13 protein-coding genes are annotated in these 14,385 nt (G+C 38.5%); 2 read left to right on the top strand and 11 right to left on the bottom strand.

Features of this window, described 5'->3' with window-relative positions; translation table 11 throughout:
- Window positions 1-6: 6 nt before the first annotated feature.
- Both rraA and J536_RS05705 read right to left on the bottom strand, forming a co-directional pair.
- The gene (gene rraA / locus J536_RS05700; protein ID WP_005076226.1) at window positions 7-513 is read right to left on the bottom strand and encodes a ribonuclease E activity regulator RraA; all 507 of its coding nucleotides are present in this window, start codon (window positions 511-513) and stop codon (window positions 7-9) included.
- Between the two features lie 12 nt (window positions 514-525).
- Window positions 526-1,191: an NAD(P)H-binding protein gene (locus J536_RS05705; RefSeq protein ID WP_032062345.1), complete on the bottom strand. Its 666-nt coding sequence runs from the start codon at window positions 1,189-1,191 to the stop codon at window positions 526-528.
- 212 nt (window positions 1,192-1,403) lie between these two features.
- Between J536_RS05705 and rpsT the strand changes: the two genes are divergently transcribed.
- A complete protein-coding gene (gene rpsT, locus J536_RS05710) occupies window positions 1,404-1,670 on the top strand; it encodes a 30S ribosomal protein S20 (RefSeq protein ID WP_002117906.1) in 267 nt (88 codons plus the stop codon).
- Between the two features lie 57 nt (window positions 1,671-1,727).
- Here the strand turns inward: rpsT and J536_RS05715 are convergent, their stop codons facing one another.
- On the bottom strand, window positions 1,728-2,462 hold the full coding sequence (locus J536_RS05715) for a histidine phosphatase family protein (RefSeq protein ID WP_002117975.1): 735 nt from the start codon (window positions 2,460-2,462) through the stop codon (window positions 1,728-1,730).
- Between the two features lie 57 nt (window positions 2,463-2,519).
- A complete protein-coding gene (locus J536_RS05720) occupies window positions 2,520-3,377 on the bottom strand; it encodes a 3'(2'),5'-bisphosphate nucleotidase CysQ family protein (RefSeq protein ID WP_032062347.1) in 858 nt (285 codons plus the stop codon).
- 295 nt (window positions 3,378-3,672) lie between these two features.
- Between J536_RS05720 and J536_RS05725 the strand changes: the two genes are divergently transcribed.
- The gene (locus J536_RS05725) at window positions 3,673-4,041 is read left to right on the top strand and encodes a hypothetical protein (RefSeq protein WP_032062349.1); all 369 of its coding nucleotides are present in this window, start codon (window positions 3,673-3,675) and stop codon (window positions 4,039-4,041) included.
- A gap of 59 nt (window positions 4,042-4,100) precedes the next feature.
- Here the strand turns inward: J536_RS05725 and J536_RS05730 are convergent, their stop codons facing one another.
- From J536_RS05730 to J536_RS05760, 7 genes are all read right to left on the bottom strand, one after another.
- Window positions 4,101-4,760, bottom strand: coding sequence for an SOS response-associated peptidase family protein (locus J536_RS05730; protein ID WP_031945788.1), 660 nt, complete (start codon window positions 4,758-4,760; stop codon window positions 4,101-4,103).
- Between the two features lie 107 nt (window positions 4,761-4,867).
- Complete coding sequence (locus J536_RS05735; RefSeq protein WP_032056999.1) at window positions 4,868-6,601, bottom strand: ABC transporter ATP-binding protein; 1,734 nt, start codon at window positions 6,599-6,601, stop codon at window positions 4,868-4,870.
- A gap of 12 nt (window positions 6,602-6,613) precedes the next feature.
- Complete coding sequence (locus J536_RS05740; protein WP_032057000.1) at window positions 6,614-7,756, bottom strand: ABC transporter permease; 1,143 nt, start codon at window positions 7,754-7,756, stop codon at window positions 6,614-6,616.
- A 7-nt stretch (window positions 7,757-7,763) separates the two neighbouring features.
- On the bottom strand, window positions 7,764-8,702 hold the full coding sequence (locus J536_RS05745) for an ABC transporter permease (RefSeq protein WP_000881922.1): 939 nt from the start codon (window positions 8,700-8,702) through the stop codon (window positions 7,764-7,766).
- A 12-nt stretch (window positions 8,703-8,714) separates the two neighbouring features.
- Window positions 8,715-10,748 (bottom strand): M3 family metallopeptidase, encoded by a 2,034-nt coding sequence (locus J536_RS05750; protein ID WP_080776876.1) that lies wholly within the window; start codon window positions 10,746-10,748, stop codon window positions 8,715-8,717.
- Window positions 10,749-12,572: an ABC transporter substrate-binding protein gene (locus J536_RS05755; protein ID WP_080776874.1), complete on the bottom strand. Its 1,824-nt coding sequence runs from the start codon at window positions 12,570-12,572 to the stop codon at window positions 10,749-10,751.
- A gap of 15 nt (window positions 12,573-12,587) precedes the next feature.
- Window positions 12,588-14,378 carry an ABC transporter substrate-binding protein gene (locus J536_RS05760; protein ID WP_081404089.1) on the bottom strand — a complete coding sequence of 597 codons (1,791 nt, stop codon included), beginning with the start codon at window positions 14,376-14,378 and terminating at the stop codon, window positions 12,588-12,590.
- Window positions 14,379-14,385 lie beyond the last annotated feature (7 nt).

The raw sequence follows: 14,385 nt of genomic DNA on the forward strand, positions 1-14,385 counted from the left end.
AGAGAATTAGACTAATTTTTCTTTTGCTATCACAATCCCATTATTATCAGCATAGATAAAATCACCAGATTGAATTGTGACTCCACCAAAATACAAATTAATATCTACCTCACCAATGCCCTTACGATTACTTTTTTGTGGAATTGCAGCCAATGCATGTACTCCCAAATCTAAGGTCGCAAGTGCATCAACGTCTCGTACACAACCGTAAATCACTACACCATTCCAGTTGTTTTTAACTGCTGACTCAGCAATCAAATCACCCATGAGTGCACAGCGCATAGATGCACCACCATCCACAACTAATACTTTACCTGTACCATCTGTTGCCAATAACTCTTTTACACGTGAGTTATCTTCAAAGCACTTTACTGTTACAACCTGTCCCCCAAAAGTTTTACGAGCTCCATAACTTTGAAAGAACTTGCCATCCATTGATGGGATTACAACCTGTAAGCCTTTTTCAGGGTTATCATCTAATAAATCACATGTTACAAATGGTACTGTCGACACTTTAATACTCCCTTATCGAGTTTGTTGTATGCTCAGATTATCATATCGTTTAAAGGCTTCAATTTGCGTTAGCGCCGCTACGACCATCGTATGAGCCAATTGCTCGACAGTTACTGGCTTATATTTGAATGGCTTTTGAAATTTATTCTCAATAAGTTTAAATAGACTCTGCCCTAAGTCTTCAATAAACCGTACATCGCTGCGTTTACCAATCAGTAAAGACGGTCTAAAAATAGATAGTTTTTCGAGTTCTAAGCTCTCAATATAATCCTCTAACTGTCCTTTCATTTTATTATAGAAAATTGGAGAGTTTGCATTTGCTCCAAGGGCACTCACTAGCAGTAAATGAATGTGCTTATCTTGCACTAGATCTGCTAAATGGGCATTGATTTCATAATCCACGGCATAAAAAGCCTGTTTTGAACCAGCCACTTTTAATGTTGTTCCAAGACAGCTAAAAGCATGGGTATGGCCATTCACATCTTCATCATTGAGTAATAAAAAGTCCTCTATAACAAGTTGAGTAACTTTTTTATATGTATTAAGTAGTTGTGATTCTTTTCTTACCACAACAGTAATCGCTTCAAATTCTGGTGTTTGCTCAAGCTGTTCGACAAGCGCTAAACCCACAAGTCCCGTAGCACCTATCACAATTGCTTTTTTAGTACTTATAGTCATTTTTTATCCAACCCTCTTTAAGTTTGTATCAAATTTAACCTTTTCTTACCGTTTTAGCAGCCCCTAAAACCGCTTAAAACGCTCGCAAGGCTTGACTTCACCGTGTTGATTCATCACAATATGGCACTTGTTTACGGGCTGGTGATGGTTACACCAGTTTACTGAATTGACCACAGCCCGCCCAGACCAACTTATTTTCAAGGAGTGCAAGAGTGGCAAACTCTGCTCAAGCTAAAAAACGTGCGCGTCAAAACGTTACAGCGCGTAAACACAACGCAAGCTTGCGTTCTATGGTTCGTACCTACATCAAACGTACTTTAAGTGCAATCGCTGGTGGTGATTATGCTGTTGCTACAGAAGCTTACAAAAAAGCTGTTCCTGTAATCGACCGCATGGCTGATAAAGGCATCATCCACAAAAATAAAGCTGCTCGTCATAAGAGCCGTTTAAATGCTCAAGTTAAAGCGTTAGCTAACTAATTTGAACATGTAAAAAAAGCCCAATAGGGCTTTTTTTATTATCTATTGTTTTTGAGCTTATAGCACTTTATGAAATTTAGCTACATTCAGTTCGTAGGCCTTTCCTCTCCAAATCCACTTTAATTTACAATTTGGAAACTCTTCACCTTCAAACCATACAAATAACCCTTCCATCATTTCCGGCCAGTCTTCTTTCTTAATTTTATTCTCGCCAGAAATTACAGCAACAATTGCTGCAATAATCGTGTCATGACTCACGGCTAAACTAAGACCGCCTTTAGTTTTTGGATGAGTCCGGTAAATAAGCTCTAGTACATCTAAAACACCTGTAATGGGATGTTTCATACCAGGTAATGCATTATTTACAAAACTATTAATAAAACCTAAAGCACCCTGCTTTTTAAAATAAGGAGCAGCTTGTTGTATATCCAACACAAAGCTACCCGGTTCAACAAGTAGCCCTTGCTCAATAATTTCAATCGTATGAGTATTTGATTGGGGACTTACATCGTCAGCCCCTTCAATCATGAGTGCCGCCGTATCGACACAGCGTTGTATTGGACTTGAAATACAATGCTGAATAACACGATCTGTATTTTTGATTAAGTAATTACCCCATGCCTGCGCAAGCTCACGTCCTTGAGGAGTAAGTTGGAGATCATAACCAGCCAAGCCCTGCCCATCTACAAGTTCTCTTAAAGAATGGCGCGTAAATAAGGTTACAGGAGTTGAAGCATCGGGCAATAAATCAATTGCTTCAAACATACTTTTAGGCAATAAATCGAGTGCCATCTTTATCTTGTCATCTTTTTTCAATACTTTGCCACTATAACATGTCTGGTATAACTCTCAATCTATAACACCTGATTGGGCTAATGCTTCAAATGCTATTTTTTTGCTTTCCTGATCACGAAAAGCGATAAAGCCCTTATTTAAAACCGTGCTTCTTTGGTTATATTCAAAAGGTTTTCCATCAAGAGTAAGTAAACCACCGCCTATACTTTCTAAGAGACCTTGACCAGAACTGGTATCCCATTCAGAAGTAGGATGAAAGCGTGGGTAAATATCTATTTCACCTTCTAACATCATGCAAAACTTATAGGCACTCCCAGCTTCTCGTCGAATAATACGATGTTCTTTTTCTATAGGTTGAATAAATTTTTGGTATTTTGGATTTTTACTACCGTGACTAAGTCCTATTTGTATAGGGGCATCTAACGAAGTTGAATTGACCTGATATTGATACCATTGTTGTTGGCTAAAGCTATATTTAAAAGGTAAATCTTGCAGATATCCTAAGTACACCACTTGTTCACATGGCACGGCAATAACTGAGAAAACTGTTTCTTTGCCGTTGATCAAGCTTAGATTGATCGTAAATTCATCACGTTCATGTATAAACTCTTTCGTACCATCAAGCGGATCTAACATCCAACATGTAGACCAGTCATGACGGGCACTATAATCACTTTCTTCAGACAATACAGGCAACTCTGGAGTAATCTCTGCAAGATGCTTTAATAAAAATCTATTTACCTTTAGATCTGCTTGGGTTACAGGTGAATCATCTTGCTTTTCATGAATAGTAAACTCATAACCCGCAGAATAGTTTTGATATTCTTCTAGTAAAATCTGACTCGCCTGTTCCAAAATCGGCAGAAGTTGGTGAATTAAATTATCTTGTGGGCGCGTAGTTGTTATAAACATAAATATGCTCTATATAGTTTCATTTCTATTATAGGTGAATTATGAACAATTCTATATTCGCCAACAGTTTGATTTACTAAAATAGTCATTTATCCTAATCATTAGGATTGTTACTTTCCGCCTATGCTATTGAGGTAATATGAATAATTTTAATATTTATAAAAGTCTTTATTCCGTACAAAAAACAATCTATAAGTTATGAAAAATAAACAACTTAAATCAGATTTATCCATTTCCTTTTCATATATTTCTTGGTATGTTCAAGGACACAATAACAAGATGGAAGAAAGTGCACATGATGCTATATGGATATCATTTCTCGACAATAGAACATAACTGGGAAGACCTTAAGCCCTTAAATGAGTTTCTACAAACATTTGCAGATGATGATGGTGATGTCTCAACACGAGATAAAGAATCACTCAAAGAAATCATAGCGAAATCTGATACAGCGTTGGCTCTCGCTAGAGAAATGGGTTGGGATGGTAGTTATACTGGCTGCCCTTATCTATTCTGGTTACCAAGTAAAAATAGCCAATCTTTTGAATATGGCTTTGTATTTAAACAGGCCTCAGATAATACAACTTTTGTGATTTCACCGATTGAATTGAGCTATTTAGCTGAAGACTCTGAGGTACAAACATTAAGTAAAAATATTGAATAAGTGATATAGGTTATTGATTCAAATTTGAGATCAATAACCTCATCTTAATTTTAGATAGATTAGTCAAACATACTTAACTGTGGTGTAGGTTTTATAATTTTTTCTTTTGGTACATGAGAGCATTCAAACTCTTCAACTGGAAAGCCTTCGATAAAGCTGGAAATATCTGGTGTTTCTAAACTTAACCATTCATCTAGTCGTTCATGTGGAATCACAATAACTGATCGTTTAACATCGCCTGGCTCATGAAAATCTTTCATCATCGGATGGTCTATAGCATCCATCGTCAACATGCTTGCAGAACGAATAATCGTTTCATTTATTTTGCAAATTTCATAGATTGCTGCGATGAAAAAAGCCTGCCCATCTTTACGGCGAACACCCCACCGCTCAGGTTTATCATTTATATACTTACTTTCATAAAATTCGGTCACTGGAATCACACCAAATTTACATTTAAGTGCAGCTTCTTGAAAGCTAGGTTTTTGAAAAATAGTCTCATGGCGGGCATTGTAGGTATGTTTTGCTATATTTGTATCTTCAGCCCATTTAGGAACCAATCCGAACATCACTTCACGCCACTCAAGCCCTTGTGGTGATTTAAATAATAGTGGCATTGTTCCTGCAGGATAAACCTCTTCGGCATAGCTAAAGCCGACCACAGGCAACTGAAGTTGCTGTAATTGGGCAAACGTTAAAGGTTTAAAATTAGCGCACATAACAAGAATAAAATACTCTACATTTATCTCTCTTATTTTATAAGCATTTACCACATAAACCAAATAAAAAGGCACTCGAAAGTGCCCTTAACGACATAACTTTACGCTCATGAAATGTGTTGAATCCCTTGAGGAATCGCCTTTAATAGTCGTTTAGTATAATCATGTTGAGGATGTGCATAGAGTTCATCTGAATTGGCTATTTCAATAACTTCTCCATGATTCATGACCATGACCTGATCAGAGATATATTTCACAACCGATAAGTCATGTGAAATAAAGATATAACTCAGCCCAAACTCATCTTGTAAATCTTGTAATAGGTTAAGTACTTGTGCCTGAACTGAAACATCTAGTGCAGAAACAGATTCATCACAAATCAAAATTTCAGGCTTCAGCGTTAAACAGCGTGCAATGGCAATACGTTGACGTTGTCCACCTGAAAACTCATGCGGATATCGGTAGTAAGCTTGTTCAGGTAAATTGACTCGCTCAAGCAGTCCAAGGGCAATTTGTTTACGCTCTGCATCATCTTTACCGATTTTATGAATTTGCATAGGCTCTAATAAAATCTGCCCAATGGTAAAGCGTGGATTAAGAGACGCATAGGGATTTTGAAAGATGATCTGGATTTTACGTTGATATTTAGCAAACTCTTTTTCAGTTAATGAAAGAATATCTTTACCTTCGATGAAAGCCTGCCCACCAGATGCCTGATGTAAACGCATGAGTAATAGCCCAACAGTCGTTTTACCTGATCCAGACTCTCCGACTAAACCCAAAGTTTTTCCCTTAGCCAGCTTAAAAGAAACTCCTTTTACGGCCTGAAACTCTTCTTTGCCAAATAGGCCTTTACGGCTATAAAAACTTTTTTTCAGGTCTTTTACTTCTAAGATGATTTGCTCATCACCATTTAAACCACGCTTGCGCTCAGGAATTTCTGAAACGTCAAAACTTTGTTCGACCAATACATCATCTTCTTGACGCATAAAATCGCTCGTCACGGGCAATCGATAAGGTCGTTGTGACATTTGCGGGCGGCAATATAACAAAGCTCTCGTATATACATCTTTAGGCTGTTCAAGAACCTGTTCCACAACACCTTGCTCTCTAATCTCGCCATGACGCATTACAATGACTTTATCTGCAATTTCACCAACCAAAGCCAAATCGTGAGTAATAAAAAGCATCGACATTTGACGGCGCTTACGCAATGACTCGAGCAAATCAATAATCTGTTTTTGAATAGTGACATCAAGTGCAGTGGTAGGCTCATCAGCAATCAGCAGTTTAGGTTCACACGCAATCGCCATAGCAATCATGACACGTTGCTGTTGACCACCCGAAAGTTGATTTGGATAAGCATCAATTTTAGTTTCAGGTGAAGGAATACCTACTTCTTTAAGCAACTCTAAAACACGTTGTCGAGCCTGTTTACGGCTCAAACCCATGTGTAAACACAACATTTCTGCAATTTGATTGCCAACCGTAAAAACAGGATTTAATGATGACATCGGCTCCTGAAAAATCATGGCTATGTCCTTACCACAGATTTGTCGCATCTCTTTACGGGATAAGCTCAGTAAATCTTTTCCTTCAAAAACAATCTTACTTTTTTCATCAATTTTACTTTGGCCTACAGGTAGTAAGCCCATAGTTGCCAAAGAAGTAACTGATTTGCCGCTACCCGACTCGCCAACTAAAGCAACAGTGGTATTTGCTGGAATATCAAAGGAGATTCCTTTTACAGTTTCGATATACTTTTTGTCTTCGCCTTTAAAACTTACACGTAAATTTTCAATGTGAAGTAATGGCACACTCTTATTTTCTTGTTCTGACATTAGGGTTTCCTCTTATTTTAGTTTTGGATCTAATGCATCACGAAGAGCATCAGTAAACATTGAGAATGCAGTAACTAAAACAGCCATTGCGACAGAGGCTGCTACAAGCTGCCACCATTTGCCTAAAAGAAGTTCACTTTGTGCCTCATTTAGCATGCTCCCCCAAGACACTACGCCTACCGGTACACCGAAGCCTAAGAAACTCAAAATGACTTCAGATTTAATAAAAGAAACCACCAAAATTGACATCTGGACTAAAGCAATATGGCTGACATTTGGAAAAATATGAATGAACATACGGCGGAAGTGACCAACACCAATTGCTTTGGCAGCAAGGACGTACTCACGTGCAGTGTGTTTCATATATTCCGCACGTATTAATCGATAAACACCTGTCCAGCCCGTTAAACCCAAAATCAGAACAATAGATAGAATGCCTTTTTGTTGAAGTACTGCAGCAATCGCGAGAACTAATAACAAATATGGAATTGAGGTAAAAATGTTATAAAACCAGTTGAGAATATCATCAACCCAACCACCGAAATATCCAGAAATTGCGCCTAAAAGTGTACCAATTCCTACTGCAAGTAAAGCCGATATCACCCCAACAATAATTGAAGTTTCAGCACCTTTAATAGTTTTCTTTAAAACGTCCTGTCCCCATTTATCAGCTCCAAACACAAGGGTACTTTTCAGTTCTGCTTGCTGATCTAGTAGATGTCCGCCCAGTTGCTGATCGATCGCTTTCATATCATCAGCTAATGGGTCAACTACACCATAATAATCAATTGCACTTCCAGAGCTCTTTTCTTGTTTAATTTCAGCCTTAAGCTTGTTAATTACATCTTTTAAAGGATCAACTGGATTTTCTGGTAATTCTTCCTCAATTGCTGCTGTATTTTGTCCAGCTTCTGTTGTCTTGTCTGCCCCTATAAATGTGGGTGGCGCATAACTCACAGCAACTTCTTTATTCCAGTCAGATGCAATCACGCCCGTCATTGATAGAACCAAGATAATAAAATAAAGCAATACAATCACTAATGATGACATCGCGATCTTGTCGGCCCGAAGACGTCGCATGGCAAGTTTCCACATGCCAGATGAATGAGCTTCGGCTTTTGTTTGTTGTTTTCTTTTTGATAAAACGCTCAGCATAGCCCACCTACTTCAACTGTACACGTGGATCAACCACTTTGTAGACCAAATCGGCAATCAGGTTAAAAATCATGGTTGCAGCTGCGATGTAAACTGTAATTGCTTTAATGACAGGAAAATCACTTCGCTCAACTGCAATAATCACCTCTCGACCAATCCCTGGAATACCAAAAAAACGTTCAATTAAAAATGCGCCTATGAGCAATGCAGGTAAAGTTGACATCACGTCGGTAATAATCGGAATTGAAGCATTACGCAGTACATGTACACCTAAGATTCGGCTTTCACCCACACCTTTAGCGCGTGCTGTTCGAACATAGTCCTGATTAATTTCATCAAGCACGAAACTACGATATAACCGTAAAGTCGGGGCAATACTCACCACCAACATGATTAGAATTGGTAGTAAGGCAAACTTAAATAAATTATCAGTAAAGGTGTCGCTCCAGCCTTGCACAGGAAACCAACTTAGCTGATACGCCAGAACATATTGAAAAACGATAATGTAAACTAAGATGCTGATCGACATGCCAATAGTGCATAGCATCATGACCATGCGGTCAGTTAGAGATCCACGTACCGCAGCAACAGCCAATGCCAAAATAATTGAAATAACCGTCTGTAAAATAGTCAGTGGAATTAGAAGCGTGAGTGAGGGTCCTAATCGGGTTAAAATAATTTGAGAAACAGGTTCGCCAGTACTCCAACTCGCACCATAATCAAAAGTCAGTATTTGTTTAATGAAAATCCAGAGCTGAACGTAATAAGGCTGATCGACACCTAACTGCTTACGAATGTTTTCGATCTGCTCAGGATTAGACATCTTGCCCGCTAAAATATAAGCAGGATCGCCACCTACCCAGTTAAAAAGAATAAAAATAAGTAAGACTACCCCCAACATAGTTGGAATCATCTGCCATAAACGCCGAATAACATATGCCAGCATAGTGATAATTCCTTATTTAACCCGTTGTCCGGTAATTTCGTTAAAGAATGCTTTATTGTCAGGATCACGACCGAGGAAATCTTTAACTAATTCAGCTGCTGGTTTTTGGCTACCTTGCGATAAGATCGTTTGACGGTAACGTTGCCCTACTTGCGGGTTATTAAGGTTGTCCCCATAAGCAGAAAGCATGTCTAAAGCTAAAACCTCAGACCACATATAGCCGTAATAACCAGCTTGATAACCGCCCATCAAATGCCCAAACTGCCCAGGAAACTCTGTTGTTGGTACATAACCCAAAGCTGTAGCAGCTTCCATTTTTTGCCAATTTTCTAAAGGTTTCACTTTTAAAGCATCAGCAGTATGCAATGACATATCGTACTGTGCATAAAGGGTCTGACGGGCATAACGCAAGCCACGACCATAATTATGTACAGCTTTTAAACGGGCAATTAACTCATCGTCAACACGTGGGCAGGCTGGATCACAATAATCAGCCACTTTAGATAAAGTCTCTTTACGGCGTGCCCACTCTTCATACATTTGAGATGGTGCTTCTACAAAATCACGCTCTACGGATGTTCCAGACTGACTGGTATAGCGGGTATTTGACAAAATGCCGTGTAGAGCATGACCAAACTCATGGACAAACGTTTCAAGCTCATCGCTATTTAGCCCTTTACGATTAAAGTTCGTAACTAGGGCTGAAACTGGTAAGCGGTTTGTTAATGTACTACCACCATATACTCCCCAAACAGCGGCATGGCCATACTTCCCTTCACGAGGGAATTTATCCATATATAAGCCACCAAGGAGTTTTCCTGTCTTCTTATCAACTACATCGTAATATTCAACTTCGTCCTGCCATGCTTTAACTTTGACAGGTTTAAAATCAATACCATAAAGGTCAGATGAAATGGCAAACAACCATTTTTGAGCAGCTAAGGTTGGAAAATAATCACGAAGTTTTTCCTGATCAATCTGATATTTACTCTTACGAAGTTTTTCACTCCAATAAGCTTCACTCCAACGCGTTATCTCGGTTTTTTCTAATGGCGTTTTTAAAGTTTGTGCTTTAAATGCTCGGAGTTCTTCTACTTCTTTGCGTTCTAGTGGTGCTACTGTTTTTTGTACTTCTGCCAAAAATTGATTTACAGCCTCAGGCGTTTTAGCCATACGGTCTTTTAAAACCCAATCTGCATAACTTGCTTTTCCAAATAACTGAGCAAGCTCATAACGCAAATCAATTGCCTGTTTAAGTAGTTTTAAATTTTGTTCAGTACCCCGTCGCGTAAAGGCAATTTGATATCTTTTTCGGGCATCATCATTATCTGCCAACTCCATAAAAGGACGATATTCCGGATATTCAAAACCTAATAAATAGTTGCCTTTAGCATTTTTCTTTAATGCTGAAATATAACTTTGAGGTAAGCCTTTCATCTCTTCAGGAGTAAACTCAAGTTTCTCTGGATTATCACGGACGTTACGGGCATATTCTTGTTCGAGTTTGGTCAACTCATCCAGAATAGCTTTCATTCGTGCACGTTTTACTGGCTCAAGTTGAACGCCTGTGTCTTCAAATTGATCTAAGATATCTTGACGATATTTTTGGTCTATCGGATCAGTAGCTTTTGTATTCTTAATGACGTTATATAATTTTGAATTTTGAAATATATCAGTATGAAACTGATTAATTTTGATTTCACAGTCTTCTGCTGCCTTACGTAACTTTGCATCTGGGTCTACGTTACTATATAGACTTATAGGACCTGAGAAATCTTCAAAATGCGCAAAAATTTTATCCCATTTTGCCAATATAGGTGCCGCTGCTGCATTATCTTTAACAGGTGTTTTTTCAAAATTTGAAATCTCTTTCTGAATCTTTTTTAAATTCGCATCACACCATGCTGGAAGTTGTTGTGCTTTAAGTAATGGCAAAATAGGACGTGTTGTCTCTGCCGTTGCAAACTGACTTACACCTATGGTCAACATACATAAGGTTGTCATTTTCAGTGCATTATTTTTCATTGTATCTCCAATTTTTTTCATTTAATGATTAGATTTAGTATTTGTATCAATATCGAAATACATCCACTCTGCATGTAAAATTGGATGCTTCTTATATCCAATGATTTTTGGTTGAGCCAGCATATTCCGGTAGCGTGCATATGAGATTTGAACAGGCATATAAACTTCTAACAACCGTGTCATTTTTCGATAAAGTGCATCTCTCTCAGGACCTGCTTGCATTTGTTGCGTTTGGCGATACAACTGATCAAACTCTGGTATAGAACCACAAGACCAGTTCGTCATATGTGTATTAGGTCCATAAAAATTCTGCATAAAATTATCCCCATCTGGATAATCGGCTATCCATGCAGAAGACCCGAACATCCCGTCACATTGTTTTTGCGCACGAATAAGATCTGCAAAGAGCATGGGTTTAAAGACCATACGGATATTCAAACTATCAAAATTTTTTTTCCACAGCTCAGCGCTTTGCTGGCCAATACTGTCACTACGAGCCATATATTCAATGACAAGTGGTTTTCCGTCTGGTTGCGTACGCCAACCTGAGGCATCTTTTTTATAGTGATATCGATCTAATAGTAAATTTGCTGCTTTCACAGAATATGGCGTACTGGTTCTGTATTGAGGGTCATTACCCACTACACCTGGTGGAATTGGAAAATGTAGACGCTGTGCATCATCATTTCTTACTAGTTTAATTTCTTGATCTATTGAACGAGACATCGCAATCGCACGGCGTAAAGCAATTTTCTCTTTACTCATTCCCCCAACAACTGGATTTTTAAGATTCCAATAAATATAACTAATTTCGGGGTCAACAATGCGAGATAACTGCACACCTTCTTTAGCAAGTTCAGGTCTTAATTTACCGTCTTTAACCGCTTTTGCGACCAGTTGGCCTTCAAGCTGAAATATATCAACCTCACCACGCTGAAATGCTAGCCACCGCGATTGGTTTTCTTCCATCACCTGAATATCAATTGTGCCGATTTGGGGCATTTTTTTACCTTTAAGTCGCTTCACAATTGCCTGATCTTCAGGGCTGCTGGCATTAAAGTTCCAAGTAAAGCCCCGATAATCAGGATTCGCTTTTAAAACAATACGCGATGCTGGTATCCACTTGCTCAGCACATAAGGACCTGTACCTACAGGATGGCCCATAACATAACCGGCTTTGTCTTTATACTTTTCGATGACTTCACGTGCCACTGCACCTGTCGGGTCATGGGCCAGTAATAAAGGAAAGTTATAGTCTGGCTTAACTAAACGAATCACCAAAGTGTATTTATCAGGTGTTTGTAAACCACTTACCTTTTGGTCATAGTTAAATTTTCCGGATTTATTAGCTGCTTTGACTAACGCATCCATACCTTCAATTTTGTTTTCTAATAACCAGCTATTTGGAGAGCGCAGATTCGGGTCCAATAAACGCTTAAAAGAGTACGCATAATCATTGGCTGTTAATTCTCTAGGTTTGCCTTTAAAAACAGGGTCTGGCGTAAAATAAATTCCCTTTTTAATGTGAATGGTATAGGTCAGACCATCGGCACTGACTTCTGGCATAGCAGTTGCTATTTGCGGAATAAGCTTTGCCGGCCTTGCTAAATAATCATAGGTATATAAAGTTTCAAATATCGATGTGGTTACATGCGCCGAATATAAATCATGGATATAAGCTGGGTCGAAACCTGTCTCAGCTGTTGGAAATACATAACGTAAAACTTTATTCGGATCGGCTGGGCTTTTCGCAAAAATACTTGTAGATCCCGTTAAGGCCATACTAGCGAATAGCAAGCTGATACTACAATGCTTGAGCTTTTGTTTTAAATTTTCAGTCATGATGATCTTTATCTAAATTTATTTTTTAATAGGGGTAATATCAAGATATTGCCAGTTTGTATTCATCATAGGATGGGGTTTAAAACCCTGAACTTGTGGGCGTATCAACCAATTACGAATTCGAGTTACATGAACAATCCATGGGTTATCAGCTTCAATCTGGCGATTAAGCTTTTCATAATATGGTAGACGTTGTTGCGGTGGTAAATGAATGGCCTGAGTGTAAAGAGCATCATATGTTTTAGACTGATAACAAGCATGGTTTCCCTGTCCAGCATTTGGTCCATAAAGCAACTGTGCAAAATTATCTCCTTCAGGATAGTCAGCAATCCATGCCCCGCTCCATATCATATATTTACATTGAGTTGCGGCTTTTAAGTTATCTGCAAAATTACTCACTTTAAAGTCAGCTCGAATGCCAATCGCATCCAGATTCTTTTTCCAAAGTTCTGAGTGAATAACTGAGGCCGAGCTATTTTCTGTATTGATTTTTAAAATTAAAGGTTTCCCGTTTGGCTGGGTTCTATAACCATCAGCACCTTTTTTATAACCATAATAATCAAGTAATTTATTTGCTAACAACGGGTTGTACGCTACGCTACTTTTATATTTCGGGTTATAGCCATTCACGCCTTCAGGTATAAACATTTCAGCGCGAACAGCTTGCCCTTTATAAGCCTGTTTTATACTTTCTTTTTGATTATATGCCAACGTAATTGCTCTACGAAGAGCGATCTTTTCTGGGCTAAAACCACCAATCACCGGATCACGCATGTTCATCATGGTATAGGTCATTTCTGGTTCCTTATATGGGAAGTGTTTAATTCCTCTCTTCTTAAAAGAAGCTTTAAGCTGATTTCCATCTAAAGCTTGAGGAACAGCATCTGCTGTAAGTTTGTCAAAATCTAATTGACCCGACTGAAAAGCTAACCATCTTGACTGTTGTTCTTCAATAATACTGACCACCACCTTTCCAATTTGTGGCATTTTCTTTCCAGACATTTCCTTAACAAGCTGGTTATCCCAAAGTGTTCCTGTCGACTTAAAGTTCCAGACAAAACCACGATAATCAGGATTAGCAATCAACTCGACCTTACTTCTTGGTACATATTTACTTAACATGTAAGGGCCTGTACCTACCGGATGCATACCAATACGGTCACCGTAATAATCAACAACCTCTTTAGCAACTCCGCCAAATGCAATATAGGCAAGAATATAAGGGAAATTATAGTCTTGGCGAGTTAAGGTAAATTGTAAAGTATATCGATCAAGTGCTTTGACTCCTGCAATTGGAGCAGCATAATCAAATTTTCCAGTTTTCTTTGCTTGGGCTACAACCGCATCGGCACCTAGTAACTTACCATCAATGAATGAAACAGACGGTGCTCTATTTTTAGGATCTAGAATACGTTTAATTGTATAGACGTAGTCTTCGGCTACTAGCTCACGGCGTTTACCTTTAAAAGCGGGATCATTAGTAAAATAGATACCTGGCTTAATTTTAAAAGTATACACTTTACCGTCTTGTTCCACTTTGGGCAGGCTCTCTACTGTATAGGGAGCTAACTGTAATGGGCGTGCCAGATAGTCATATTTAAGTAAAGGCTCAAAAATTGCCTCAGCAATATTAGCGCTATAGAAATTGGTGGTTTTGACCATATCAAAGCCATCATCTGGGGCTTCATAGGCAACATGCAAAATTTTGTTTGGTTGCGCTGGCGTAATTGCGTAAGCACAAGGAACTGATGTAATAGCCAGACTTAAAATGGCGAGCTTAAAAAATTTTAATTTCAAGTTCATACCCACGTAATTA

The organism is Acinetobacter sp. 809848, from assembly GCF_000581275.1.
GTDB classification, from domain to species: domain Bacteria; phylum Pseudomonadota; class Gammaproteobacteria; order Pseudomonadales; family Moraxellaceae; genus Acinetobacter; species Acinetobacter pittii.